This is a genomic window from Thermomonas sp., from assembly GCF_041919455.1.
GTDB lineage: Bacteria > Pseudomonadota > Gammaproteobacteria > Xanthomonadales > Xanthomonadaceae > Thermomonas.
This window is the reverse complement of record NZ_JAYRTQ010000006.1, coordinates 162,863-185,306: the sequence shown is the minus strand read 5'-3', so window position 1 is coordinate 185,306 and position 22,444 is coordinate 162,863. Positions and strand designations below refer to the sequence as shown.

Genomic DNA, 22,444 nt, shown 5'->3' with positions numbered 1-22,444 from the left:
CCCTGAAACGCGATGCGCCGGCAGGACCGGCGCATCGGGGAAAGCATGTTGCGCCGTCGATTACTTGACGCTACCCAGCTCGATCTGGATGGCGATCGCCTGCTGCGCGAACTGCTGGTTCTGGTCGCCAGTGCCCTTGCCCGGCGGCACCACCACTTCCCACACGGCGCCCTGCTGCATCAGCGGCAGGGTTTCCTTCAGCGCCGGGATCGGGGCCTCGGACACCTTGAACGCCGGCGGCGTCTGCACGCCGCTGAGCGGCACGCCCACCGCGGCCAGGAAGCTCCGGAAGCCGATCTGCACCTGGCTGTTGGCGGTCGCCTTGGCACCGGTGCCCGGCTTGGCGATGCGGTACATGATCCCGCTCGGCAGGGTGATCACGCCCTGCTGGGCCTTGTACTTGGTGACGAAGTCGGCCGACTGCGTCTGGTTGTCGGCCAGCGCCTTGCGGAACTCGGCTTCCATCTTCTGCTGCACGCGCTGCTGGAAGCCGGAATAGGCCGCACCCAGCTGCTGCTCGGTGTAGGCCGCGGGCTTCTTGCCATAGGCGTCCTGCAGACCACGGATCACGGTGGCGATGTCCACCGGTTCGCCGGAGTTCTGCAGGTCCTGGCCCAGCGACCAGCCGAAGGCATAGCTGGCGTGGGTCTTGTCGACCACCGCGGCGGCGGCGGGGGCGGCGGGCTTGGCCGCGGGGGTGGCCGGAGTGGCCGGCTTGGTCTGAGCGGTGGCGATACCCGCGGTCAGGGTCAGGGCCGCCAGGCTGGCAGCAAGCACATGCAACTTCATCCACAACCTCGTCGTCTGTATGGAACCGCCGAAGGGCGGTACCGGGCTCCGGCACACGGCCGGAAGGATTGTCTGACGCCGGTCGAACCGCCCCGGCATGACACGCTAGGATACCGGCCGGGGCACTTAACCGCCACTGAGGCCAGCCACTCCGACACCCGTGCGCGGCGGAAGTTCCGGCCCGCTCTTTCCCATTCATGTCCCGAGGGACCGCATGTCCGATTCCCCCCTGCTGATCCAGGATGCCGACGGCATCCGCACGATCACGATCCATCGCCCCGACAAGCTCAATGCGCTGAACGCGGCCACCCTGGACGCGCTGGACCAGGCCTTCGCCGACGCAGGTGCAGACGATGAAGTCCGCGTGGTGGTGCTGACCGGCAGCGGACCCAAGGCATTCGTGGCCGGCGCCGACATCGCCGAGATGAACAGCCTGACCCCGGTGCAGGGCCGCGACTTCTCGCTGCGCGGCACCCGCATGATGCGGCGGGTCGAGCGCCTGCCGAAGCCGGTGATCGCGATGGTGAATGGCTTTGCCCTGGGCGGCGGGCTGGAACTGGCGATGTGCTGCCACCTGCGCATCGCCGCGGACACCGCCAAGGTCGGCCAGCCGGAAATCAACCTCGGCCTCATACCGGGATTCGGCGGCACCCAGCGCCTGCTGCGCCTGTGCGGGCGCGCCGCCACGCTGGAGCTGTGCCTGACCGGCGCGCCGATCGCGGCGGATCGCGCCCTGCAACTCGGCATCGTCAACCGGGTGGTGCCTGCGGCGGAACTCGAAGCGGAAACGATGAAGCTCGCCGCGCAGTTGGCGGCATCGGCTCCGCTCGCCCTGCGCGGGATGCTGGACTGCGTGAACGTCGGTGGCGAGTGCGGGATCGAGGAAGGGCTGGAATACGAGGCCGCGCAATTCGGCCTGGTGTTCTCGACCGCTGACATGCGCGAAGGCACCTCCGCGTTCCTCGAAAAGCGCAAGCCGACGTTCCACGGGCGTTGATGATTCCGGCGTGCCCGCATTGCCATTGCACGGCTTGCGACGATGGGCGTGCGCATGCGATGCAAGCAATGCTCATGGCGGACGATCTCGACGCCGCGCTGCAACTCGGCTTGCTGGATGCGCAGCCCTGCCCCGGCTGCGACGGCGGTTGCAATGCGCGATTGATCGAAGCACGCGACGCCCGCCTTGTCGCGCTGGCCGCACGCGAACGCCATCGCGCACGCGATGCCCGCCTGCAACGACGCAAGGCCGAACGCCAAGCGGCACGCGCGCCGGCAGCGACCATCGCCAGTGCCGCGCCTGCCCTGCCCAGCGCAGCCGCGGATGCCTTGGCGCGCGCACTGGCGAAAGCCCGCGAACGGACATCGCGATGACGACCAGGCAACGCGCGGCACGCGGCAGCAAACTGCGCCCCGGTGAAATCACCGAACTGTTCGAGCGCCTGCAGGCGCTGGATCCCGCGCCGACCACCGAACTCGACTACACCACGCCGTTCGAGTTGCTGGTCGCGGTGGTGCTGTCCGCGCAGGCCACCGACGTCGGCGTGAACAAGGCCACGCGCAAGCTGTATCCGGTGGCGAATACGCCGGCTGCGATCCTGTCGCTCGGCGAGGAAACGCTGAAGGGCTACATCAGCACCATCGGCCTGTTCAACGCCAAGGCCGCGAACGTGATCGCGCTGTGCCGGCTGTTGCTGGAACGCCACGACGGCGAAGTCCCGCGCACGCGCGAAGCGCTGGAGGCATTGCCGGGCGTTGGCCGCAAGACCGCGAACGTGGTGCTCAACACCGCGTTCGGCGAACCGACGATCGCCGTCGACACCCACATCTTCCGCGTCTCCAACCGCACCGGGCTGGCACCCGGCAAGGACGTGCGCACGGTGGAGGACACGCTGGTCCGGCTGGTGCCCGAGGAATTCAGGCGCGATGCCCATCACTGGCTGATCCTGCACGGGCGCTACACCTGCAAGGCGCGCAAGCCGGACTGCGCGCATTGCGTGATCCACGACCTGTGCCGCTACCCGGACAAGACCATGGCGTGAGCCTCAGCGCCCCGCGTATGCCAGGGGACTTTCCAGGCGCGCAGCCGAGTTCAACGTCAGCACGGTGTGGCGACCGAAGGACTGATCCTCCGGCCCGGTCCAGGAGCAGGCATCAACTGCCTCAGTCGCGACGAAGCACACCGGCATCAGCAGCTTCGCGGCCTGCGACGCGCCTTCAACTTGCTCCGGGTGGAACGTCCAGCCGCGTGCCACCGCGATCGCGGCGTTCGCCATCGCGCGATTGACCTCGCCGACGGTGTCGTACACGACAACGTCCTGCACACGACCTTGGGCGTCCATGTCCAGGGCAAGCACCACCACGCCTTCATGGCCTCGCAACTGCGCCGCCTTCGGGAATACCGGATTGCTCAGGGTCTGCGGGGCCGGACCCACCGTGGCCGACAGGATGCGTGCGGCAGCACCATCTTCGCCCGGGATCGCAGTCACACGCAGCCACGTGCTGGTGCGCGCTGGTTCACCGTCCTGTTGCGCAGGGCGGAACACCCAACCGCGCAGTTCCTGCTGGATCTGGCGGGTGACCGCTTCGGATCCATCGCGGGTCGGCGTTGCGGAAACCGTTGCGCCACTCGCGTCGAGCTCGACGTTGAACGTGTAGACCCTTGCCTGCTGCGGCTCTGCCGCCGCGGCTGTCATCGACACCGCCACGCAGGCGCTGGCCACCCACCCAAGGAACTTCTTGCTGCCCATCGCTCGCCTCCTCGCTCGCACATCGTGCTGACGCCACGATGACAATCCAGCCGCCGAGGTTTTTGGTGACACGATGATGACAACCAGCGACATACTCGACAGACGGTCGCATTCGATGGACGACCGGGCGCATCAACGATCAATTCGCCACGGAATTGTGCGCTGCGGCGAGCTCAGGCATGGGGAGCGATGCGCAGCCACTTGGTGGCGATCCACTTCTCGCCGGCCAGCACGGGCGCGCCCCCATGCAGGCTTTTGGTCATCGGGTGCGGGCGGTCGTAGCTGAAGAACACCGCGTTTCCCCTGACCGCGGCAACCTCGAAGTGGACGTCCGGGAACACTGTGGCGCCGCCGCGCTCCGGGGTGTTGAGGTACATCACGACCGAGGCAACGCGCTGGCCACCGCGTGAGAGGGTGACGGCGCTGCCGGAAGCTTCGGGATCGAAGTAATCGTAGTGCGGTTCGTACTGGGCGCCGGGGCCGTAGTTCAGCACCTGCAGACCCTCACCGTGCTCAAGCGGCCAGTCCAGCAGGCGCGCGATCCGCGCCTCGATTCGCGCGCACAGCGCATTCTCGCCGCGCACGAAGGAGGTGCCATGGCTTGTGCGCGCCGCGTGCACCATGTCGCCACCGGAGTCCGGGTCGACGGTGGTCGAACGCTTCAACTTGGGCCGCGCAAGTTCGATCATCGCGTCGCACTCTTCTTCCGACAGCAGGCCACCGAGCACCGCCACGCGTGGCAGCAGCATGCTGGCCAGTACGTGCACCTCGCGGTCGCCGCCGTCCAATGAGGAGGCACCATTCGGCTCCGTCGGCACCGGCACCCGCTCGGGCATCGGCAGGCCACTCTGCTCCGCGGTCCTGGCCACATAGGCGTTGACCGCCGCGGCGACCGCATCGACCGCTTCCTGCTCACCCCACCCGTCGTCGAGCAGCGGCTGCAACACGTTGCCGGGATCGTTGCCGGCGATGGCCTGGGCCACGACCCAGCGTTCGAGTTCGGGACCGAGACTGCGCTTCTCCATGTGCGCATTGTGCCGCACGCACGCTGCGCGAACAGCGTTCACGCAGCGGAAATACCGCTGAAACAAAAAGATCCAACACTGCATGCCGGCAGTGCAGTGCCGCAGCGCGCCATTGACTCCGCGCGACACAGCCGTCCGCGGCGGCTGGCATGCATCCATGCGGTTCGTCACGAATGCGCAACCGCAAACCCCGAACGTCCCGCCACATTCCAGCAATACCGTCCAACGACCGGAGATACAGGATCATGTCCGTCAGCAACAACACCAAGTCCCTCCTGATGGCGTTCGGCGCCGCACTGGCGCTCGCCGGCTGCGGCGGTGGCGCAGACAAAATCGTCTCTCCGGGCATCCCGGCGAACCCGCCGCCGACCGTTCCACCGCCGCCGCCGCCGGCACCGCCGCCGGCGCCTCCGGCAGGCGAAACCGCCGTGTGTCCGTCCGGCACCATCGACCAGGGCACGTTCGCCAATGGCGTGTGGCGCGCCTGCCGCCTGCCCTCGCAAATCCTCGGCACGCTGACCCTGAGCAAGGTCGCCGGCGTGGCCTACCAGATCCAGGGCCAGGTCAACGTGGGCCAGGATCAGTTGGGCGACAAGAACGTCAACGACCCCTCGAAGAAGGGCGTCCTGAACATCGGCGCCGGCGTCACCCTGTTCGCTTCCTCCGGCCCGGACGTCCTGCTGGTGCAGCGAGGCTCGCAGCTGTTCGCCCTCGGCACCAAGGCGGAGCCGATCACCTTCACCTCGAGGCAAGACCTGGAGGGCAGCAGCAGCGCCGGCAAGTACAACTGGGGCGGCGTGGTGTTGATGGGCCGCGCGCCCGTCACCGAATGCACCGGCGGCCCGGTCTACGGCGACGCGAACTGCCAGGGCGCGGTGGAAGGCGTGAGCAATGCGTTCGGTGGCGGCAACGACCCGACCGACAACAGCGGCGAAATCACCTATACCCGCGTGCTGAACTCCGGCTTCGTGCTCGGCACTGCCAACGAACTGCAGTCGCTGACCCTGGTCGGCGTGGGCAATGGCACCAAGATCGACTACTTCCAGTCGCACTTCAGCGGCGACGACGGCATCGAGATCTTCGGCGGCACGGTCAACCTGAAGCACATCGTCATCAGCGAGGCGGATGACGATGGCGTGGACGCCGACTGGGGCTGGAACGGCGGCATCCAGTACGGCCTGGTCATCCGCAAGACCCGCGCGGTGAAGACGCCGGGCGACTCCGGCTCGGGCTTCGAGTGGTCCACCCAAAACAACCGCACGCCGAACACGGAGCCGAAGGTCGCCAACATCACCATCTACTCGACCGACCCTGGCCTGGACACGCTGGTCAAGATCAACTCCAGCACCCGGGCGCACATCTGGAACAGCGTGTTCGTGGCCGCGCCGACCACCAACGAGAAGCGCGCGGAAGCTGCTTTCCTGTTCGACAGCAACATCACGTCGCTCGAGCTGCTCTCCAACCATTTCGCTTCCAAGACGTTGTTCAACGAAAACGTGGTGGGTTCGATCACGGTGGATACCGCGTCCGCCGGTCGCTACAGCGCCGCCCTGACCAGCAATGCCGGCACGGTCTTCAACACCACCTCGACCCTGAACCCCAGCAGCTTCGTTCCGGGCGCCAATGAAAACGCGGTGACGCCGATCAATGCGAAAGCCATGTACAGCTTCTTCGACAACACCACCTACATCGGCGCGGTGAAGGACGCCGGCGATACCTGGTGGCAAGGCTGGACGGTCGGCCTGTAAGCGGCGACGCGACTGCCCCAACAGTGGAAAGGACGCGGCGGCCCCAAGCCGCCGCGTCCGCTTCCAAGACTCGCCGATCGCCCGACGCAGCCAAGGTGCTCAAGTCCATGATGTCCAAATTTCCGCCCTCCCTCCCGCTTCGCAACGGCCTGTTCGTCGCCATCGGCGCAATCCTGCTCGCCCCCGGCGTCGCAATGGCCCAGCAGGCGCAACAGCCCCCGCAACCGCAACAGCAGCAGGACGAGCCCGCCACGCTCGATGCCGTCTCGGTCAGTGCCGAGTACATTCCCGAGCCCTTGCTGCAGAGCTCGTCTGTGATCTCGGTGGTGACGCAGGCCGATTTCGAGCGCACCGGCGACAGTGATGCCGCGCAGGCGCTGCAACGCGTCAGCGGGCTGAGCCTGGTGAGCGACAAGTTCGTCTACGTTCGCGGCCTGGGCGAACGCTATTCGTCCGCGCTGTTGAATGGTTCGCCGCTGCCCAGCCCGGAGCCGCTGCAACGGGTGGTGCCGCTGGACCTGTTCCCCGCCGAAGTGCTGCAGGGCGTGACCGTGCAGAAGACTTACTCGGTGCGCTATCCGGGTGAATTCGGTGGCGGCGTCATCGATCTGAAAAGCCTGACCGTGCCGGAGGAATCCTTCCTCAAGCTGTCCGTCAACGGCGGCCTCAACAGCCTCACCACCCATTCCAAGGGCCTGACTTACTACGGCGACGACCACGATTTCTGGGGCTACGACGACGGCCGGCGCGACTTGCCCGAAGGCGTCATCAACAGCCGCCAGCCGGTCCTCTCCACCAATTACGGCCACGATCCGCAGATCATCCGCGACTTCGGCCGCGCGATGAACGACCCCAACCAGTACCTGCTGCAGCAGAAGGACAACATCGACCCCGACATCGGTTTCGGCGGCAGCGCCGGCACCTCGTTCGACCTGGGCGGATCGGTCAAGCTGGGCATCGTCGCCGTCGGCAGTTTCGAGAACACGTGGCGCACCCGCACCGGTCTTCAGCAGGACGCCGAGTTCTTCAACGGCGACGTCAATTACCTCAATTCCTACGACTTCGCCTCGACCAGGGACAACGCACGGGTCAATGGCCTCCTGGGGCTCGGCCTGAAGAGCGAAAAGCACAGCCTGGCGTGGACGACGCTGTACGTGCACGACACCTTGAAGGAAGCCAAATCCCGCCACGGCTTCGACGTCGGCATCGGTGGCGCGGTGGGCGACGACGTGCGCCGCGACGACTACACCCTGTGGCTGGAACGCGAACTGGTCAATCATCAGTTGTCGGGCGAACACTCCTTCGGCGAATACGGCGACCTGATCCTGGAATGGCGCGCCGCCACGTCCGAGGCGAACCGCACGACGCCGTTCGAAACCCATGTGCAGTACAGCAATGCGGGAGGCGCGTGGATCACCGGCGGCTTCCCGATCAACGACTTCGCGTTCGGCGCGGTCGACGACCACGTGGACAGCGCGGGCGTCGACGTGACCTGGAACCTGCCGACGGAGGAGCGCGCGCTCACCCTCAGCTTCGGCGGGGCGTACTCGAAGAACTATCGCGAGGCGGTGAAGCGCGTGTTCGACTTCGTCCCGGTCTCCGGCACCGGCCTGCCCCTCTTCAACCAGTACCAGCGCATCGAGTACCTGCTGAGCGACTGGAACCTGCAGAACGACGTGCTGGTCCTGCGCGAGAAGACCGCCAACAACAACGGCGAGTCCGCCTACGACGCCAGCCTGGACATCAGGTCGGCGTATCTGCAGCTGGAAGGTGAAATCGCCACGAACCTGCGCGGCAGCCTGGGCTTCCGCTATGAGGACGCCGTGCAGGAAGTGCGCACGCTGGACATCTTCAGTGGCGTTCCCATCACCGGGATCTACAGCGCGCCGGCACTGGAAAACGACTACATCCTGCCGGCGTTGGCCATTACATGGAACATCGCCGACAACCAGCAGTTGCGCTTCGGCGCGTCCAAGACGATCGCCCGTCCGCAGTTCCGCGAACTGGCACCGCAGCAGTACACCGACCCGGACATCGATCGCCTGTTCTTCGGCAACCCGTTCCTGGTGGACAGCGAACTGGTCAACCTCGACCTGCGCTACGAACGGTATTTCGACGAAGGCGAGTACCTCACCGCCGGACTGTTCCACAAATCCATCGAGAACCCGGTGGAAGCGGTGACCAGCGGCGGCGGCGGCAACGCGACCTTCCAGAGCTTCCTCAATGCACCGGAAGCCAGCCTTTACGGCATCGAAGTCGAGTTCAAGAAATACTTCGACGGCGTCACCTGGGGCGACAACCGCTTGTATCTCGCCACCAACTACACCTGGACGAAATCGGAGGTGAGCGTCGGCGCGAACGACACCGTCATCCCGCCCGGCTTCAACGGCATGCCGCAGCCTGCGGCAAGCTTCGTCGTCGATGGAAGCGCGATGCAGGGCCAGAGTGACCACATCGGCAACCTGCAAATCGGGGTGGAAAGCGCGGATGGCGGCTTCCAGACCACGCTGATCGCGAACTACGTGGGCGAGCGCATCGTCGCGCGTGGCCGCCCCGGTCAACCCGACTACATCGACAAGCCCGGCACAACGCTCGATTTCGTGTTGCGCAAGCGTTTCAAGGACTTCTTCGGCTGGAACTGGTTCAAACCGTCGCTGAAGCTCACCGGACGCAACCTGTTGGGCACGGACCATGAGGAATTCATGGCGCGCGGCGGCGACCGCGTGGACATCTACACCTACTCGCCCGGTGTCAGCTGGAACCTGAGCGTCTCGCTCGACTTCTGAACGAGCTGCGTTGGCGATACCACTGGGCCCGGCGATGCGCAATCGCCGGGCCTCCAGTTTCAGGGCAGGCAAACCATCACGGAACTGCCGCGAACCTGGTGCCCTGCAGCGGATGCGCCGCCATCGGCCGCGGTTCCGGTTGGCATCCACACGCACGCAACCGTGTGCCCGCGATGACCCGCGAAGACGCCATCCGCGGGCCCGCTTCTCCCGCAAAAAAAACGCCCCGCACGAGGCGGGGCGTTCGATGGCAGGTGGCGCGATGGATCAGAACGCGAACTGCGTGCGCAGCGCGACCTGCGACGGCTCGTCTCCGGTCTTGTCGTTCTTGCCCTGGGTCCAGTTCAGCATCATCCGCAGGTTCGGGTTGATGTAGTAGTTCACGCCCAGCAGCGCCGAGGTGGTCTTGGTGTCCAGCAGGTCCTTGTTCTCCATCACGTCATAGCGCGCGACGAGTTCCCACAGGCCCTTGTCGGCCGGCACCACCGGCGAACCGAACACGCCGGTCGCGCCCTTGTAGGCCTTCAGGCCGCCATTGAGCATGAAGCTGCCCTGCACGTAGAAGGCATCGACGTCCTGCGAGCTGCCGTTGGCCTGGCCGAAGCTGGCGCGCGCGTACTCGGACTGCACGAAGAACGGGCCGTTGCGGAAGGCCGCTTCCAGGCCGAAGGTATCGACCTGCGAATCGTTGACGCCGACCGCGGCGCTGGTGGTGGCCATGGTCAGCGACGGGCCACGACGGCCCGCGTAGTTGGACACCGCGGACACGCTGGGCGTGCCCTTGTTGAGGTTCTCGTGGCTGTACGAACCGCCCAGGTGCAGGGTGGTGGTGCCGCTGTCGATCGGCGCCCAGGTGGCGCGGCCGGAGATGCCCGCGCCCTCGGTGCGCGCGGTCGGCGCGCTGCGCATGTTGAACGCGCTCACGCCGAAGGTGTAGTTGCTGCCGGCCTTCAGGTAGCCCACGCCCTGCTGGAACTGGCGACCGCTGTAGATACCGGTGGCCGAGGTGCTGGGACGCTCCATCAGCAGGATTTCATTGGAGCTGGTCAGCTCCTCCATCGAGCGATACGGCTTGAAGTGGCCGATGGTGACCTTGCCGCCCAGCATGTTCTTGGCGATGTACAGGTCGCGGAAGCCGTCCAGGTTGCTGCCGGCGGCGAAGTCGTTCTCCACCTTGTATTCCCAGCCGAAGGCCTTGCCGGACAGGGTCAGGCGGGCGCGGCGGAACTCGGTGGTGTCGGTCGTGGCGGCGACGTCACTGTCGAAGCTGTAGGCATCGAAATGGATGCGCCCGCCCAGGGATGCCTCGAAATTCTTGTCGGCCGAGGTGACCTTGATGCCGCCCTTGGTCTCGACCTTGGCGACGTTGTTGCTGAGGTTGTCGAGCTGGGTCGCGGTGTCGACGTTGACCTCGGACTGTGCATCGGTACGCGACTCCAGTTCCTGCACCTTGGCGACCAGGTCCATCAGTTGCTGCTTGAGCGCGGCGATTTCGGCATCGCGCGAATCCTGCGCGCTAGCGCTGAAGCTGGTGGCGGCCAGCGCCAGGGTCACGGCGAGGGCGAGGGTCTTGCGTTGCATGGTCGTGCTCCGGGAAGGAAGTGCGTTGGGATCGTGGGCCACGGTCTGCGTCGTTAAGGAGCCGTGAAACGGGCACAGCCTGCGATCCGATTCTGACAATCGTGTTGTCGAAACATGACAGTTCGATGAAACCCGCCGAGGCGATGCACAAGGATCGTCAGCACGACCCGGATCGCCATTGTCATCGAACGGTCATCGTTGCAACACAGTCCTGTCATCCAACCGCAGTGGAATGCGCGGCTGAAGCGGCGCGGCCGCCACATCCCAGGAGTCCTGCGTGTCCAAGTTACTCAAGCTGCGCGCCACTGCCCTCGTGCTGGCCGGTGCCTTTGCCTTCAATGCCTCCGCCAACGACGTCACGGGCGCGGGCGCCTCGTTCGTGTATCCGGTCATGTCGAAGTGGTCCTCGGACTACGCCGGCGCCACCGGCAAGAAGGTCAACTACCAGTCGATCGGTTCGGGCGGCGGCATCGCCCAGATCAAGGCCGGCACGGTGGACTTCGGTTCGTCCGATGCGCCGCTGAAGCCGGAAGAGCTGAAGAAGTTCGGCCTGGCCCAGTTCCCGTCGGTGATCGGCGGCGTGGTGCCGGTGCTGAAGGTGCCGGGCGTGCAGTCCGGCGCGATGAAGCTGGACGGCGAGTTGCTGGCCGACATCTTCCTGGGCAAGGTCACCAAGTGGAACGACCCGCGCATCGTCGCGCTCAACGGCGGCGTGGCCCTCCCCGACCTGAAGATCACCGTGGTGCGCCGCTCGGACAGCTCGGGCACCACCTTCAACTTCGTCAACTACCTGTCGAAGGTGAACCCGGAGTGGAAGGCCAAGGTCGGCGAAGGCACCACCGTGAAGTGGCCGGTGGGCATCGGCGGCAAGGGCAACGAGGGCGTGGCCGCCTACGTCAAGCAGATCAACGGGGCGATCGGCTATGTCGAGCTGTCCTATGCGCTGCAGCAGAAGCTGACCTACAGCCGCCTGAAGAACGCCGCCGGCAACTACGTGAACCCGAGCGACGACAGCTTCTCCGCCGCCGCCGCCGCCGCGGAATGGGGCAAGGCGCAGGACTTCTACCTGGTGATGACCAATGCGCCGGGTGAGGCCAGCTGGCCGATCACCGCGACCAATTTCATCCTGATGTACAAGTCGCCGAAGAACATGGAAGGCGCGCGCAACGCCAAGGAGTTCTTCAAGTGGGTGTACGCCAACGGCGACGCCCAGGCCAAGTCGCTGGACTACGTGCCGCTGCCGGACGCGCTGGTCAAGCAGATCGACGCCTACTGGGCCGCGCAGCTCAAGTACTGAGCCTGCAGGCTTTGCGGTGATGCCAGGGCGGGCCTTCGGGCCCGCTTTTTCGTGGCCGGCGCCCGGTTGTGCGTGAAAGGCCGGACGCTGTCATCGACGTGTCACAAAAACATCATTTCATGTCGCGATCCAAACAAGCACATCGAAGAGACCCGCATGAACCGCCAACTGCCCCGCGTCGCCGCCCTCGCCGCCTGCCTGGTCGTCGGCCTGTCCGCCTGCAAGAACGAGTCGGCCCCGGCCGCCACCGGCGATGCCGCGCCGACCGCCGCCTCGGCAAGCGCGGCCCCGGCCAGCGATGCCGTCGCCGCCGAGATCACCGGCGCCGGCGCGAGCTTCGTGTATCCGCTGATCTCGAAGTGGTCCGCCGACTACGCGAAGGCGACCGGCAACAAGGTGAACTACCAGTCGATCGGTTCCGGTGGCGGCATCGCCCAGATCAAGGCCGGCACCGTGGACTTCGGCTCCTCCGACAAGCCGCTGGCCCCGGAAGAACTGGCGAAGGACGGCCTGGTGCAGTTCCCGTCGACCATCGGCGGCGTGGTGCCGGTGATCAACCTGCCCGGCATCGAGGCTGGCACGCTGCGCCTGACCGGCGCGCTGCTCGCGGATATCTACCTCGGCAAGATCACGATGTGGAACGACGCCGCGATCGCCGCCGCCAATCCGGGCACTGCGCTGCCGGCACAGAAGATCCATGTGGTGCGCCGCTCCGACGGCTCGGGCACCACCTACAACTTCACCAATTACCTGACCAAGGTCAGCCCGGCCTGGAAGGCCGCCATCGGCGAAGGCACCACGGTCAACTGGACCGGCAGCAGCGTGGGCGGCAAGGGCAACGAGGGCGTGGCCTCCTACGTCAAGCAGTTGAAGGGCGCGATCGGCTACGTCGAACTGTCCTATGCGCTGCAGAACAAGATGGCGCATGCGGCGATGCAGAACGCCAGCGGCGCATGGGTGCAGCCGAATGCGGCCAGCTTCGCTGCCGCCGCGGCCAGCGCCGACTGGAAGAGCGCGCAGGACTTCAACCTGGTGATCACCGATGCGCCTGGCGCAGACGCGTGGCCGATCACCGCCACCAATTTCATCCTGATGCGCAAGCAGCCGCGCGATGCGGCGGATGCCAGGGCCGCGCTGGAATTCTTCCGCTGGGCCTATGCCAGCGGCACCGAACAGGCGAAGTCGCTGGACTACGTGCCGTTGCCGGCAGCGCTGGTGCAGCAGGTCGAGGCGTACTGGGCGGCGCAGCTGAAATAAGCGCAGCCCGCCCATCACCGATTCGAGACCACGCATGAATGCCATCGCCCTTCCCGTGTCGGAACGCGACATCGCCGACACGCGTAACGACAAGCTGTTCCGCTGGATGCTGGGCGCCACCGCAGTCTTCGTGCTGGTGACCCTGGCGGGGGCCGCGCTGTCGATGCTGTGGGGCGGCCGCAGCGTGCTGGCCAGCGAAGGCCTGAACTTCTTCTTCTCCAGCGACTGGAACCCGGTCGAGAACAAGTACGGCGCACTGGTGCCGATCTACGGCACCGTGGTCACCGCCGTCATCGCCATGCTGATCGCGGTGCCGGTGAGCTTCGGCATCGCGTTCTTCCTGACCGAGGTCGCGCCACGCTGGATGCGCACGCCGGTGGGCACGGCGATCGAACTGCTGGCCGGCATCCCCTCGATCATCTACGGCATGTGGGGCTTCTTCGTGCTGATGCCGGTGATGCGCGAACACATGATTCCCTGGCTTGACGAGAACGTCGGCCCGATCCCGGTCATTGGAAAGCTGTTCCAGGGCCCGCCGATCGGTGCCGGCATGCTGACCTCCGGCATCGTGCTGTCGATCATGGTGATTCCCTTCATCTCGTCGGTGATGCGCGAAGTGTTCCTGACCGTGCCCTCGCGCCTCAAGGAATCGGCCTACGCGTTGGGCGCGACCAAGTGGGAGGTGAGCTGGGACATCGTCCTGCCCTACACGCGGTCGGCGGTGATCGGCGGCGTGTTCCTGGGCCTCGGCCGTGCGCTCGGCGAGACCATGGCGGTCGCGTTCGTGATCGGCAACAGCGTGAACTTCACCGCCTCGTTGCTGGAGCCGTCGACCACCATCGCGGCGCTGATCGCCAACGATTTCGGCGAGGCCACCGAGGAATACCGCGCGGCCCTGCTGCTGCTCGGCTTCGTGCTGTTCATCGTGACCTTCGTGGTGCTGGCGATCGCCCGCCTCATGCTGGCCAACCTGTCCCGCAAGGAGGGCAACCGATGAACGCGATCGTCATGTCACCGCGCGACATCGCCGCGGCCAAGCTGTATCGCCGTCGTCGCCTGACCAACATCATCGCGATCGGCCTGGCCTGCGCCGCCGCCATCTTCGGCCTGGTCTTCCTCGGCTGGATCCTGTGGACGCTGCTGTCCAAGGGGCTGGCCCATCTCAGCGTCTCGCTGTTCACCCAGGACCAGCCGCCACCGCTGGAGGCCGGCGGCCTGCGCAACGCCATCGTCGGCAGCCTGATGATGTGCGGCATGGGCGTGGCGATCGGCACCCCACTCGGCATCGCCGCCGGTACGTGGCTGGCGGAAGTCGGCAACCATCGCAAGCTCGGCACGGTGGTGCGCTTCGTCAACGACATCCTGCTGTCGGCGCCGTCGATCGTGCTCGGCCTGTTCGTGTATGCGGCCTTCGTGATGCAGACCGGCGGCAATTTCTCCGCCATCGGTGGCGCACTGGCGCTGGCCTTCATCGTGCTGCCGGTGGTGGTGCGCACCACCGACGAGATGCTGCGGCTGGTGCCGGTGCAGATGCGCGAGGCCGCGTTGTCGCTCGGCGTGCCGCAGTGGAAGGTCACGATGCAGGTGCTGTATCGCAGCGCCCTGCCCGGCATCGTCACCGGCATCCTGCTCGCCCTCGCGCGCATTTCCGGCGAAACCGCGCCATTGCTTTTCACTGCCTTCGGCAACGAGTTCTTCAGCCTGGATGCCACCGGCGCGATGAGCGCGGTGCCGCTGGTCATGTACAAGTTCGCCGGCTCCGGCTACGAGAACTGGGAACACCTGGCCTGGGCCGGCGCGCTGCTGGTGACCCTGTTCGTGCTCGCGGTCAGCCTGGTCGCGCGCACCCTCCTGCTGCGCAACAAAGTGTCCAATGACTAACCTGACGCGGATCGATGCCATGAACGATGCACGCCTTGCCGTCGCCGCCTCCGTGCGCGACGCCATCCTGCCGACCGACGCGCCGGTGAAGATCGCCGCGCGCGACCTGAACTTCTGGTACGACAAGTTCCATGCGGTCAAGCACATCAACCTGGAGGTTCCGGAGAAGCGCGTGACCGCGCTGATCGGTCCGTCCGGCTGCGGCAAGTCCACCCTGCTGCGCGTGTTCAACCGCATCTACGCCCTGTACCCGAAGCTGGAGGCCAAGGGCGAGGTGCTGCTGGACGGCGAGAACATCCTCGACCCGAAGTACCCGATGAATCGCCTGCGCAGCAAGGTCGGCATGGTGTTCCAGAAGCCGGTGCCGTTCCCGATGACGATCTACGAGAACGTGGCCTACGGCATCCGCCACCACGAGAAGCTCAACAAGGCCGACCTGGATGCGCGCGTGGAACTGGCGTTGCGGCAGGCCGCGCTGTGGGACGAGGTCAAGGACAAGCTGAAGGAAAGCGGCCTGGGCCTGTCCGGCGGCCAGCAGCAGCGCCTGTGCATCGCCCGCGCGGTGGCGCTCAAGCCCGACGTGCTGTTGCTCGACGAACCGACCTCCGCCCTCGATCCGATCTCGACCAGCCGCATCGAGCAACTGGTCGAGGAACTCAAGCGCGACTTCACCATCATGATCGTGACGCACAACATGCAGCAGGCCGCGCGCGTGTCCGACTACACCGCCTTCATGTACCTGGGCGACCTGATCGAGCACGGCGCGACCGAGCAGATCTTCTCCAACCCGGCCAAGCAACAGACCGAGGACTACATCACCGGGAGGTTCGGCTGATGAACAACCACATCGTCAAGAGCTACGACGACGAACAGCGCGTGCTGCTCGACGAACTGATCCGCATGGGCCACATGTCGGTGTCGCAGCTGGAGGCGGCGCTGGACGTGGTCGAGCGCCGCGACGACAAGGCCGCGGAACGCGTGATCGGCAACGACGACGCGATCGACGCGCTGGAACAGCAGGTCAACCACGACGTGATCCGGCTGATCCGCCGCGGTCCGCTGGCCGGCGACCTGCGGGTGATCCTGGCGGCGCTGCGCGTGGCCTCCGACATCGAACGCATCGGCGACCTGGCCGCCAACATCGCCAAGCGCTCGATGGCGCTGAACCTGGCGCCGCCGCTGCCGCACACGCGCGGACTGGATGCGCTGGGCCGCATGGCCGCGCGCCAGGTCCGCGACGTGCTGGACGCATACGTGCAGCGCGACGGCGAGGCCGCACTGCGCGTGCGCGCCAGCGATGCCGAACTCGACACCCTTTACACCGGCCTGTTCCGCGAACTGCTCACCTACATGATGGAAGACGCGCGCGCGATCACCCCGTGCACGCACCTGCTGTTCATGGCCAAGAACCTGGAGCGGATCGGCGACCACGCCACCAACATCGCCGAGAACGTGTGGTTCCTGATCCACGGCGAGGAATTGATGCCGCCGCGCGACAAGCGCGACGGCACCAGCACCACGGTGGTGTGAACGCCCCGCCCGGCGGGATGAATGCGCGCTGGCCGGTGCGATGCTGGCCGCCGCGGCTGCCCCGAGGTAGCATCGGCGCTCCCGCAATGCGCGCCCGCGCAAGGAGCCAACCATGTCGCAATCCCGCAAACCCCTGGTGCTGCTGGTCGGTGCCGCCGTCGCCGCCGGTTCGCTGTTCTCGATGGACACCCTGGCGCATGGCTACATGCAGGACGCCAGGCCCGCCGCCGCGAAGGCCGGCGAAGGCAAGTGCGGGGAAGGCAAATGCGGCGAGGGCAAGTGCGGCGGCCAGGCGGCCGGCAAGGATGCCCATGAAGGCGGCTGCGGCATGGCCAAGATGGACACCGACAAGGACGGCCGCCTGTCGCGCGCCGAGTTCGATGCCGCGCACAAGGGCAAGGAAGAGAAGTTCGCCGGCCACGACCTGGACGGCGACGGCTTCATCACCCAGGCCGAGATGGACAAGCATCACGCCGACATGAAGGCCAAGGGCGACGGCAAGGCCACCGCCGAGGGCAAGTGCGGTGAAGGCAAATGCGGCGAGGGCAAGTGCGGCGGCAATCCCTGATCGCGCATGGCGGATGCACGGACACTGCGCGGCGCGGGCCTGGGCCTGCGCAGGGCGCTGCTGGACGAACTGATCGAGGCGCCCGCGGGCGCCTTCGATTTTCTGGAATGCGCACCGGACAACTGGATCGGCGTCGGTGGCGTCCTCGGCGAGAAGCTGCAGGCATTGTCGTCGCGGCATCCGCTGAGCTGCCACGGGCTGTCGCTGTCGCTGGGCGGACCGGACCCGCTCGATCTCGAGTTCCTGCAGCGCACGCGGCAATTCCTCGATCGCCATGACGTCGCCCTGTACAGCGAACACCTGAGCTACTGCAGTGCCGGTGGCCATCTCTACGACCTGCTGCCGCTGCCGTTCACCGATGAAGCGGTGCATCACGTCGCTGCCCGGATCGCCCAGGTGCAGGACGTACTCGGCCGGCGCATCGCGGTCGAGAACGTCAGCTACTACGCCGCGCCCTACCAGGCGCTGGGCGAGGTCGACTTCATCGATGCCGTGCTGCGCGAGGCAGACTGCGACCTGCTGCTCGACGTCAACAACGTCTACGTCAACGCCATCAACCACGGCTACGACGCACGCGCCTTCATCGAGGCGATGCCGGGCGAACGCATCGCCGGCCTCCACATCGCGGGCCACTTCGATGAAGCCGAGGACCTCAAGGTCGACACCCACGGTACTGCGGTGAAGGACGACGTGTGGGACCTGCTCGCGCATGCGTATCGCGTGCATGGCCTGCGCCCCACCCTGCTGGAACGCGATTTCAATTTCCCGCCGCTGGCCACGCTGCTGGACGAAGTGCAACGCATCCGCGACACCCAGACGCAGGCCGCATGAGCGAGCTGCGCCAGCAACTGGATGCACTCGCCGCGCACGTGCGCGATCCGGATGCGCATGCCGGCCCGCCCGGCATCGAGGCGCGGCGGCTGAAGATCTACAGCGACCTGGTCTACAACAACCTCGAGGGCCTCCTGACCGGCAACTTCCCGGTCATTCGCAAGACCCTGGACGATGCCGACTGGCGTGCGCTGGTGCGCGGCTTCCTGGCGCGCCACCACAGCCATACCCCGTTGTTCACCCAACTTGGCCGCGAGTTCATCGCCTTCCTGGAGTCCGACGCCGGCACCGATCCCGCGCGGCCCTGGCTCGCAGAACTGGCGCACTACGAATGGGCCGAACTCGGCCTGCAACTCAGCGAAGCCGAGCTGCCGCCACACGACCCAAGTGCCGATCTGCTCGACGACGTACCGATCCTGTCGCCATTGGCGTGGCCACTCGCGTATCGCTGGCCCGTGCACCGGATCGGCCCGGAGTTCCAACCCGTCGAGCCACCACCCGAACCCACGCTGGTGCTGCTGCGCCGCGAGCCCGACGGCCGCGTGCACTTCTCGATGCTGTCGCCGTTGCTGTTCCGGTTGCTGGAGCTGGTCGGTTCCGAGAGCGGAGAGACTGGTCGCGCGTTGCTGCAGCGGCTGGCGGTCGAAGCCGGCCAGCCCCACTTTGACGCATTTCTCGTCCAAGCACGCCCGATCCTGCAACGCCTCCGCGACGAAGGCGTGCTGCCAGGCACGCGAACTGCCGCCTGATCGTCAGTCCGTCCAGGTCTTCCGCAGCGGATGCGCTTCGGTGTTGAACACCACGCCGTCGAAATCCAGCGCCGACGGCGGCGAGAACAGCAGCCACCAGTACTTGAAGGTCTCCGCCAGCAGGAAGCTCTCCATCGAGTCGCGCTGTTCCATCGTGCGCACATCCTTGATCGCGGCGTAGCCGGCCTCGGTGCGTGCGTGGCGGACGAAGTCGTCGAAGAACTCGCGGCCCATCGCGCGCCAGCGCACATCACGGGTGTAGTGATGCAGGTAGTAGGCGGACTCGACGATCTCCGGACGCAGCTGGTAGCCGCCGGAGGTCACTTCCATCTTGCGGTAGTCGAGCGCCTCGGGCTCGATGCCGTGCAGCCGCCACATCGCCTGGCCGGACTGCTGCAGGCGCGCAGCGCGATCGAGGTCGCCACCCAGCGCCAGCACCGCCGGCAGGAATGCGTCGAGTGCACCGTACACGCTGGCACCGCGCGCGCCGCTGTCCATGTCCGCATGGCCGTACCAGAGTTCGCCATCGCGCACCTCATCGGCGAGGTAGCGCTGCATCGGGCCGACGCTCTCCTCCCACATGCGCTTGCAGGCTTGGTCGCCGAACAGCTTCCAGCACTTCAGCAGGTACTCGTAGTACGAATCGATGCCGCCGCCGACATGACTGTCGCGGTCCGTCCACTCGCCCGTTTCGACATCGATGGCGCTGCCGACCAAGCCGATCGTAGAGCGCCGATCAAACGTTGCCACCAGCGCGCGCTTGGCCCTGTCGTAATAGATCGGCTTGCCGGTGAGCTTGGACAGGGTGCCGAATTCCAGCAGCAGGGTGCCGGTCTCGGCGGGATTGCTGACCTTGCCGCTGACCACACCGGTGCGCAGGTTGACATGGGTATAAGGCAGGCCGGTCGGCGATTCGAATACCGGCAGCAGGCGCCTGCCCAGGTCGTCGGCCAATGCGAGCAGTCGCTCGTCGCCCGTCATCTGGTAACCGGAGAGCAGTCCACCCAGCAGGCGGATGACGACCTCGAAGTTCTGCACCGGCATGTCGTGGTCGAACGACAACTGCGTGGCGATGAGATCGCGCGCTTCCGCGGCCTCCTTGTCCAGGCCCATCAGCAACAACGTGTCCAGCGCATCCACCGGCGTCATCAGCAGCGAGTGCGGATACCAGTCGTGCGGCTTCCTGCTCAGCGGCTTGAGTGCGTCGTGGCCCTTCGCGTATCGCATGTAACCCTGCCACGCATGCCGGGTCTCCTCGCGCACGCGCGTCGCCAGGCGCGTGGCCTCGGCATCGTCCATCGGCTGCGCATACACCGGGGCCGGCGGCGCGATATAGCCGCCCGATGCCTGCGCCAACGCCAAGGCCGGTGCCGTCGCCAACATCGACAGGAGCGCGGCAAGCCCGCACGTGCGAAGGATGCCGGGCCTCATTGCACCGGCCTCAGCAGGTTCATGACGTCGTAGGCCGCGCCCATGGTGTGGTAATCGGTCTTGCCGGCCGGGCTCTTCTCGTCGCTGTATTTCCGGTTGTCGGCATCGAGGATCCGGAACCACGCGCCGTGCTGGTGGTCGACCATGTGCGCCCACGCGTACGCCCACAGGTGTTCGTACCAGTCCCAGTATTCCTGGTCGTCGAAGCGCGCCGCCAGCAGTGCAGCCGCAGCCAGCGATTCCGCCTGCACCCAGAAATACTTGTCGTCGTCGCATACGAAGCTGTCGCCGGTGATCGGCGCGCCGTCCATGCCTGGTTGCCGGCGCACTTCCGGCGCGAAGCCGTAATACATGCCGCCGCGCTCGGTATCCCAGGATCGCGCCAGCGCGGTGTCGAACAGGTGGCGTGCCATCGGTGCCAGCCAGGGCTCGGCGACATGCCGGTCGAGGATCAGCAGCAGCTTGGCCCATTCGGTCTGGTGCCCGGGCTGGAAGCCCCACGGCCGGAACAGATGCTTCGGATCGTCGAGGTGGTAGTTCCAGTCGACATTCCAGTCGGCATCGTAGTGTTCCCAGACCAGGCCGCCGGCCTGCACTGCCTGCCGGCGGGTCATGTTGCTGGCCAGCAGCAGCGCGCGATCCAGCCAGCGGGTGTCGTCGCTGGCTTCGTAGGCGGCGAGCATCGCCTCGCACATGTGCATGTTGGCGTTCTGGCCGCGGTACGCACTGAAGTTCCAGTCGGCATCGGCTTCGTCGCGATACAGGCCATGTTCGGCCTCCCAGAAACGGGCCTCCAGCAGTGTCCAGACTTCCTCCATCCAGTCGGCGGCTTCGGCCACGCCAGCCATCCGCGCGTGCGAGTACGCCAGCAGCACGAAGGCCAGGCCGTAGCAGTGGTTGGTGCGGTCTTCCGGCACGCCCTCGCGGATCGTCCACGCGTAGCCGCCGGTCTCGGTGTCGAGGTGCACCTCGCGCAGGTAGCGCAGGCCATGCAGCATCGCCTCGCGGTAGTCGGGATCGCCGAATTCGCGCCACGCCATCGCGTAGTTGAAGACGAAGCGCGTGCTGCTGACCAGGTGGCGATGACGGGCGTCGTAGACCGTGCCGTCGTCCTTGAAGTAATGGAAGAAGCCACCGGCCGGATCGATGCAGCGCGGATGGTAGAAGTCCATCGTCCGCGCGATGTGCGCGCGCAGGAACCCGGGGGAACGGAAATCAGGCTGGTCCATGGGTGTCCTCGTCCTGCAGCAATCGCTGCACGTCTGCATGGGTGGGCATGGCCGCGAACGCGCCATGGCGGGTGACGGCCAGCGCGCCACAGGCGGCGCCGAAACGCATCGCCTCGCGGATCGCGGTGTCGTCATTGATGAAAGCATCGAAGCTGGTGGCATCGACACCTTGTTGCACGAGTTTGAACAACAGGCCGCCGACGAAGGCATCGCCGGCTGCGGTGGTGTCGATGGCACGCACCCTGAAGCCCGCGACCGTCCCGCGCGTATTGCGCGTGCGCCACTGCATGTCGGCGGCGCCATCGGTGACCAGCACCAGCCGCGCGTGGCCGGCGAACAGGCGCTCGAACACCGCATCTTCGCTGCCGAGCGGCGTGGCCAGATCGTCGAGTTCGTTGCGGGCCAGCTTCACCAGCACCGCTTCGTCCAGCAGACGCCATAGCCATGGCGTTGGATCGACGTCAGGCGCCCACAGCACTTGTCGCAGGTTGATATCCACGCTCGCCAGCGCGCCGGCAGCGCGGGCGCGGCGCAGTCCAGCATAGGTCGCCTCGGCGATGGCCGGCTCGGTCAGGCTGTTGGAGCAGGCGTGCAACGCCGCTGCATGTTCGAACATCGCGGGAATGAAGTGTTCGTCACGGAACAGCAGGTCGGCGGCAGGTGGACGATAGAAACTGAAACTGCGTTCGCCATCATCGTCCAGGACGACGAAGGCCAATGCGGTCTTCGCGTCTGCGGTGCGGACGATGCCGTCGGTGCCCACGCCGGCATCGCGCAGGCTGTCGAGCAGGAAGTCACCGAACATGTCCTGGCCCAGCATGCCGATGAACTGTGCGTTGCCGCCCAGCCGCGCCACCGATACCGACACGTTTGCCGGCGCACCACCGGCGAATTGCAGGAACGCACGTGGCGCGTCCGGCGTCTCGCCCGGACGGGCGAGGAAGTCGATCAGGGCTTCGCCGAAACAAAGGATCGGACGCATGTGGGTCTCGTGG

21 protein-coding genes are annotated in these 22,444 nt (G+C 66.4%); 14 read left to right on the top strand and 7 right to left on the bottom strand.

All coding sequences use genetic code 11. The annotated features are described in order from the left end of the window. Positions 1–60 precede the first annotated feature (60 nt). On the bottom strand, positions 61–789 hold the full coding sequence (locus ACE3T8_RS06190) for an FKBP-type peptidyl-prolyl cis-trans isomerase N-terminal domain-containing protein (RefSeq protein ID WP_374607685.1): 729 nt from the start codon (positions 787–789) through the stop codon (positions 61–63). Between the two features lie 214 nt (positions 790–1,003). On the opposite strand from ACE3T8_RS06190, the gene ACE3T8_RS06185 reads away from it, so the two are divergent. The 3 genes from ACE3T8_RS06185 to nth all read left to right on the top strand — a co-directional run bounded on the left by ACE3T8_RS06185 (position 1,004) and on the right by nth (position 2,828). Beyond that, a complete protein-coding gene (locus tag ACE3T8_RS06185) occupies positions 1,004–1,786 on the top strand; it encodes an enoyl-CoA hydratase/isomerase family protein (protein ID WP_374607683.1) in 783 nt (260 codons plus the stop codon). A 74-nt stretch (positions 1,787–1,860) separates the two neighbouring features. Further along, positions 1,861–2,160: a hypothetical protein gene (locus ACE3T8_RS06180; protein WP_374607682.1), complete on the top strand. Its 300-nt coding sequence runs from the start codon at positions 1,861–1,863 to the stop codon at positions 2,158–2,160. Beyond that, on the top strand, positions 2,157–2,828 hold the full coding sequence (nth, locus tag ACE3T8_RS06175) for an endonuclease III (protein ID WP_374607681.1): 672 nt from the start codon (positions 2,157–2,159) through the stop codon (positions 2,826–2,828). Before ACE3T8_RS06180 ends, nth begins: the two co-directional genes overlap by 4 nt. A 3-nt stretch (positions 2,829–2,831) precedes the next feature. On the opposite strand, the gene ACE3T8_RS06170 is transcribed toward nth, so the two are convergent. After that, entirely contained in the window at positions 2,832–3,629 is a 798-nt protein-coding gene (locus ACE3T8_RS06170) for a TonB family protein (RefSeq protein ID WP_374607679.1), read from the bottom strand. Between the two features lie 80 nt (positions 3,630–3,709). After that, positions 3,710–4,561 carry a 2OG-Fe(II) oxygenase gene (locus ACE3T8_RS06165; RefSeq protein ID WP_374607716.1) on the bottom strand — a complete coding sequence of 284 codons (852 nt, stop codon included), beginning with the start codon at positions 4,559–4,561 and terminating at the stop codon, positions 3,710–3,712. A 245-nt stretch (positions 4,562–4,806) separates the two neighbouring features. Here ACE3T8_RS06165 and ACE3T8_RS06160 point away from each other — a divergent pair, with 245 nt between their 5' ends. Both ACE3T8_RS06160 and ACE3T8_RS06155 read left to right on the top strand, forming a co-directional pair. Next, the gene (locus tag ACE3T8_RS06160) at positions 4,807–6,309 is read left to right on the top strand and encodes a hypothetical protein (RefSeq protein WP_374607677.1); all 1,503 of its coding nucleotides are present in this window, start codon (positions 4,807–4,809) and stop codon (positions 6,307–6,309) included. Positions 6,310–6,419: 110 nt separating this feature from the next. After that, positions 6,420–9,095: a TonB-dependent receptor domain-containing protein gene (locus ACE3T8_RS06155; RefSeq protein ID WP_374607714.1), complete on the top strand. Its 2,676-nt coding sequence runs from the start codon at positions 6,420–6,422 to the stop codon at positions 9,093–9,095. Between the two features lie 267 nt (positions 9,096–9,362). Here the strand turns inward: ACE3T8_RS06155 and ACE3T8_RS06150 are convergent, their stop codons facing one another. Continuing rightward, positions 9,363–10,676 (bottom strand): OprO/OprP family phosphate-selective porin, encoded by a 1,314-nt coding sequence (locus ACE3T8_RS06150; protein WP_374607675.1) that lies wholly within the window; start codon positions 10,674–10,676, stop codon positions 9,363–9,365. Positions 10,677–10,953: 277 nt separating this feature from the next. Between ACE3T8_RS06150 and pstS (ACE3T8_RS06145) the strand changes: the two genes are divergently transcribed. From pstS (ACE3T8_RS06145) to ACE3T8_RS06105, 9 genes are all read left to right on the top strand, one after another. Then, positions 10,954–11,973, top strand: coding sequence for a phosphate ABC transporter substrate-binding protein PstS (pstS, locus tag ACE3T8_RS06145; RefSeq protein WP_374607673.1), 1,020 nt, complete (start codon positions 10,954–10,956; stop codon positions 11,971–11,973). A gap of 156 nt (positions 11,974–12,129) precedes the next feature. After that, entirely contained in the window at positions 12,130–13,230 is a 1,101-nt protein-coding gene (gene pstS / locus ACE3T8_RS06140) for a phosphate ABC transporter substrate-binding protein PstS (RefSeq protein ID WP_374607671.1), read from the top strand. 34 nt (positions 13,231–13,264) lie between these two features. After that, complete coding sequence (pstC, locus tag ACE3T8_RS06135) at positions 13,265–14,227, top strand: phosphate ABC transporter permease subunit PstC (protein WP_374607670.1); 963 nt, start codon at positions 13,265–13,267, stop codon at positions 14,225–14,227. An 11-nt stretch (positions 14,228–14,238) separates the two neighbouring features. After that, a complete protein-coding gene (gene pstA / locus ACE3T8_RS06130; RefSeq protein ID WP_374607712.1) occupies positions 14,239–15,111 on the top strand; it encodes a phosphate ABC transporter permease PstA in 873 nt (290 codons plus the stop codon). Positions 15,112–15,130: 19 nt separating this feature from the next. Next, positions 15,131–15,946, top strand: a complete 816-nt coding sequence (gene pstB / locus ACE3T8_RS06125) for a phosphate ABC transporter ATP-binding protein PstB (protein ID WP_374607668.1) — start codon at positions 15,131–15,133, stop codon at positions 15,944–15,946. Further along, complete coding sequence (gene phoU, locus ACE3T8_RS06120; protein ID WP_374607666.1) at positions 15,946–16,641, top strand: phosphate signaling complex protein PhoU; 696 nt, start codon at positions 15,946–15,948, stop codon at positions 16,639–16,641. The genes pstB and phoU overlap by 1 nt, the downstream gene beginning before the upstream one ends. A 112-nt stretch (positions 16,642–16,753) precedes the next feature. Further along, a complete protein-coding gene (locus ACE3T8_RS06115; protein WP_374607720.1) occupies positions 16,754–17,209 on the top strand; it encodes a hypothetical protein in 456 nt (151 codons plus the stop codon). Positions 17,210–17,215: 6 nt separating this feature from the next. Then, the gene (locus ACE3T8_RS06110) at positions 17,216–18,040 is read left to right on the top strand and encodes a DUF692 domain-containing protein (RefSeq protein ID WP_374607664.1); all 825 of its coding nucleotides are present in this window, start codon (positions 17,216–17,218) and stop codon (positions 18,038–18,040) included. Continuing rightward, positions 18,037–18,789, top strand: a complete 753-nt coding sequence (locus ACE3T8_RS06105; RefSeq protein ID WP_374607662.1) for a DUF2063 domain-containing protein — start codon at positions 18,037–18,039, stop codon at positions 18,787–18,789. The genes ACE3T8_RS06110 and ACE3T8_RS06105 overlap by 4 nt, the downstream gene beginning before the upstream one ends. Before the next feature lie 3 nt (positions 18,790–18,792). On the opposite strand, the gene ACE3T8_RS06100 is transcribed toward ACE3T8_RS06105, so the two are convergent. From ACE3T8_RS06100 to ACE3T8_RS06090, 3 genes are read right to left on the bottom strand one after another with little or no spacing between them, the layout of a single operon-like run. Next, a complete protein-coding gene (locus ACE3T8_RS06100; RefSeq protein WP_374607660.1) occupies positions 18,793–20,220 on the bottom strand; it encodes a glycoside hydrolase family 47 protein in 1,428 nt (475 codons plus the stop codon). Then, on the bottom strand, positions 20,217–21,449 hold the full coding sequence (locus ACE3T8_RS06095) for an AGE family epimerase/isomerase (protein WP_374607659.1): 1,233 nt from the start codon (positions 21,447–21,449) through the stop codon (positions 20,217–20,219). Before ACE3T8_RS06095 ends, ACE3T8_RS06100 begins: the two co-directional genes overlap by 4 nt. Continuing rightward, entirely contained in the window at positions 21,436–22,431 is a 996-nt protein-coding gene (locus ACE3T8_RS06090) for a carbohydrate kinase (protein WP_374607657.1), read from the bottom strand. The genes ACE3T8_RS06095 and ACE3T8_RS06090 overlap by 14 nt, the downstream gene beginning before the upstream one ends. Between the last annotated feature and the right edge of the window lie 13 nt (positions 22,432–22,444).

What these genes read in the sequence shown, in the direction of transcription:
- ACE3T8_RS06190 (WP_374607685.1), bottom strand. Translation starts at nt 789, where the DNA reads ATGAAGTTGCATGTGCTTGCTGCCAGCCTGGCGGCCCTGACCCTGACC.
- ACE3T8_RS06185 (WP_374607683.1), top strand. Translation starts at nt 1,004, where the DNA reads ATGTCCGATTCCCCCCTGCTGATCCAGGATGCCGACGGCATCCGCACG.
- ACE3T8_RS06180 (WP_374607682.1), top strand. Translation starts at nt 1,861, where the DNA reads ATGGCGGACGATCTCGACGCCGCGCTGCAACTCGGCTTGCTGGATGCG.
- nth (WP_374607681.1), top strand. Translation starts at nt 2,157, where the DNA reads ATGACGACCAGGCAACGCGCGGCACGCGGCAGCAAACTGCGCCCCGGT.
- ACE3T8_RS06170 (WP_374607679.1), bottom strand. Translation starts at nt 3,629, where the DNA reads ATGTCGCTGGTTGTCATCATCGTGTCACCAAAAACCTCGGCGGCTGGA.
- ACE3T8_RS06165 (WP_374607716.1), bottom strand. Translation starts at nt 4,561, where the DNA reads ATGGAGAAGCGCAGTCTCGGTCCCGAACTCGAACGCTGGGTCGTGGCC.
- ACE3T8_RS06160 (WP_374607677.1), top strand. Translation starts at nt 4,807, where the DNA reads ATGTCCGTCAGCAACAACACCAAGTCCCTCCTGATGGCGTTCGGCGCC.
- ACE3T8_RS06155 (WP_374607714.1), top strand. Translation starts at nt 6,420, where the DNA reads ATGTCCAAATTTCCGCCCTCCCTCCCGCTTCGCAACGGCCTGTTCGTC.
- ACE3T8_RS06150 (WP_374607675.1), bottom strand. Translation starts at nt 10,676, where the DNA reads ATGCAACGCAAGACCCTCGCCCTCGCCGTGACCCTGGCGCTGGCCGCC.
- pstS (WP_374607671.1), top strand. Translation starts at nt 12,130, where the DNA reads ATGAACCGCCAACTGCCCCGCGTCGCCGCCCTCGCCGCCTGCCTGGTC.
- pstC (WP_374607670.1), top strand. Translation starts at nt 13,265, where the DNA reads ATGAATGCCATCGCCCTTCCCGTGTCGGAACGCGACATCGCCGACACG.
- pstA (WP_374607712.1), top strand. Translation starts at nt 14,239, where the DNA reads ATGTCACCGCGCGACATCGCCGCGGCCAAGCTGTATCGCCGTCGTCGC.
- pstB (WP_374607668.1), top strand. Translation starts at nt 15,131, where the DNA reads ATGAACGATGCACGCCTTGCCGTCGCCGCCTCCGTGCGCGACGCCATC.
- phoU (WP_374607666.1), top strand. Translation starts at nt 15,946, where the DNA reads ATGAACAACCACATCGTCAAGAGCTACGACGACGAACAGCGCGTGCTG.
- ACE3T8_RS06115 (WP_374607720.1), top strand. Translation starts at nt 16,754, where the DNA reads ATGTCGCAATCCCGCAAACCCCTGGTGCTGCTGGTCGGTGCCGCCGTC.
- ACE3T8_RS06110 (WP_374607664.1), top strand. Translation starts at nt 17,216, where the DNA reads ATGGCGGATGCACGGACACTGCGCGGCGCGGGCCTGGGCCTGCGCAGG.
- ACE3T8_RS06105 (WP_374607662.1), top strand. Translation starts at nt 18,037, where the DNA reads ATGAGCGAGCTGCGCCAGCAACTGGATGCACTCGCCGCGCACGTGCGC.
- ACE3T8_RS06100 (WP_374607660.1), bottom strand. Translation starts at nt 20,220, where the DNA reads ATGAGGCCCGGCATCCTTCGCACGTGCGGGCTTGCCGCGCTCCTGTCG.
- ACE3T8_RS06095 (WP_374607659.1), bottom strand. Translation starts at nt 21,449, where the DNA reads ATGGACCAGCCTGATTTCCGTTCCCCCGGGTTCCTGCGCGCGCACATC.
- ACE3T8_RS06090 (WP_374607657.1), bottom strand. Translation starts at nt 22,431, where the DNA reads ATGCGTCCGATCCTTTGTTTCGGCGAAGCCCTGATCGACTTCCTCGCC.